The sequence below is a fragment of the Roseomonas acroporae genome (genome assembly GCF_023223525.1).
GTDB lineage: Bacteria > Pseudomonadota > Alphaproteobacteria > Acetobacterales > Acetobacteraceae > Roseomonas_E > Roseomonas_E acroporae.
The window spans coordinates 1-1372 of record NZ_JALPRX010000231.1; the positions used below are offsets into that span (position 1 = coordinate 1).

Consider the following 1372-nt stretch of genomic DNA (forward strand, 5'->3'; position numbering starts at 1 on the left):
CGTGTCGAAACGCGTCCAGTACCGCCGTAAGCCGCGCCAGCGCGCACCGCTGCCGGCCGCCCCGCGCCTGCTGCTGATGCCCGGCCTGATGAACGCCGACGGCGAGCCTCGCGCCGCCGTCGCCATGCCCGGCTGCCCGATCCCGACCCTCTATCCCACCGTCGCTGCGGCACTCGCCGCGCTGCGCACCTTGGAGGCCGCCCGTTGATGGCGCCGACATTCCCGGCCGGGCTCGTCGCCCGACTCCACATCCTCAGCGACGCCGACGCATTCCGCTTCGTCGTCTGCGCCGCGGTGCCACCAGTGCCGGCAGAGCCGATCGAGACGGTCCCGCCCGGCGAGGTGGCGGTCTGGCTGACGCACGACGTCGGCGTGAGCTGGCCCGATCGCGCCGGCCTCGACCTCGCCACCGAGACGCTGCATCGCGGCGGTCGCGTGATGCTGGGTTTCGAGAACCTGGCCGACGCCATGGCATGCAAGAAGCGGCTCGCGGAAGGCAGCGTTCGATGAGCGCCGCCGTCACCGACCTGCGCCTCCGCCGTGGCGCCGAGCATATCTGCCGCCTCGGACCGCGCGCCGTTGCCGAGCTGCTGGCCGAGATCGCCGACCAGCACGGCATCCACGACGAGATCGTGCGGACCCTCGCCACGTACCAGCGCGTCACGCCCGGCATGTTGCGCGCGGCCGGCGGCGATCGCTTCCCCGTGCAGATCCAGGAGGTGCCGCGATGACCGCGCGCCCGCAGACCAAGCAGGCCCTGGAGGCGGAGTTCATCACCGCCGCCGACCTGCTCGCCGAGGTGCTGGAGGGCGGCGACCCGACGGTGCTGTTCGCCGTCCGGCACATCAGCGCCGCCAGCGTGACCGACAGGCCGCCGCTCTGCGCCGACATGCGGCGCGACGGCACACCGTGCCCGACCGGGATCCGGCACCCCGGCGACTTCGGCGGCCTGGTGCTGCTGCGGCCCGTCGATCAGCAGCCGGTCGCCGCCTGCATCTGCCGGGGATGTTCGCCGCCCTGGATGCGGCCGGCCACCCTCGGAGACCGGATGACGACGCTGGTGCGTCGCCTCATCCCCAACGCCGAGCTGGTCAACGCGCCGCACGGCATCACCGAGCCGGCGGGGAGGGCGTGATGACGACCACCGACTCCACCCACCCCGACGGCATCACCGTGATCGAGGCGCACGGCCGGCGGCTGTGTAAGCTGATCCGCGCCGACGGCACCGGCGAAGGCTACGACAGCGCCCGCACGCTGAACCTGCACCACGTCGTGGCGGCGGATCACGGCACGCTCGCCGCGCTGCTGCACGACCTCGCCGGCCGCCGGTCCTGCGCCGTGGTCCGCGGCGCCATCGCCGATCCGGCCCGCA

General features: G+C 73.6%; 5 protein-coding genes. All 5 read left to right on the forward strand.

Annotated elements, in window-relative coordinates; all coding sequences use genetic code 11:
* On the forward strand, positions 1–208 hold a 208-nt coding region (locus tag M0638_RS28185; protein ID WP_248670277.1), incomplete at its 5' end, for a hypothetical protein.
* Positions 208–510 carry a hypothetical protein gene (locus M0638_RS28190; protein WP_248670278.1) on the forward strand — a complete coding sequence of 101 codons (303 nt, stop codon included), beginning with the start codon at positions 208–210 and terminating at the stop codon, positions 508–510. The genes M0638_RS28185 and M0638_RS28190, both read left to right, overlap by 1 nt.
* Positions 507–731, forward strand: coding sequence for a hypothetical protein (locus M0638_RS28195; RefSeq protein ID WP_248670279.1), 225 nt, complete (start codon positions 507–509; stop codon positions 729–731). Before M0638_RS28190 ends, M0638_RS28195 begins: the two co-directional genes overlap by 4 nt.
* Positions 728–1135 carry a hypothetical protein gene (locus M0638_RS28200; RefSeq protein ID WP_248670280.1) on the forward strand — a complete coding sequence of 136 codons (408 nt, stop codon included), beginning with the start codon at positions 728–730 and terminating at the stop codon, positions 1133–1135. The genes M0638_RS28195 and M0638_RS28200 overlap by 4 nt, the downstream gene beginning before the upstream one ends.
* Positions 1135–1372: hypothetical protein (locus M0638_RS28205; RefSeq protein ID WP_248670281.1), on the forward strand; the 238-nt coding region annotated here is incomplete at its 3' end. The genes M0638_RS28200 and M0638_RS28205, both read left to right, overlap by 1 nt.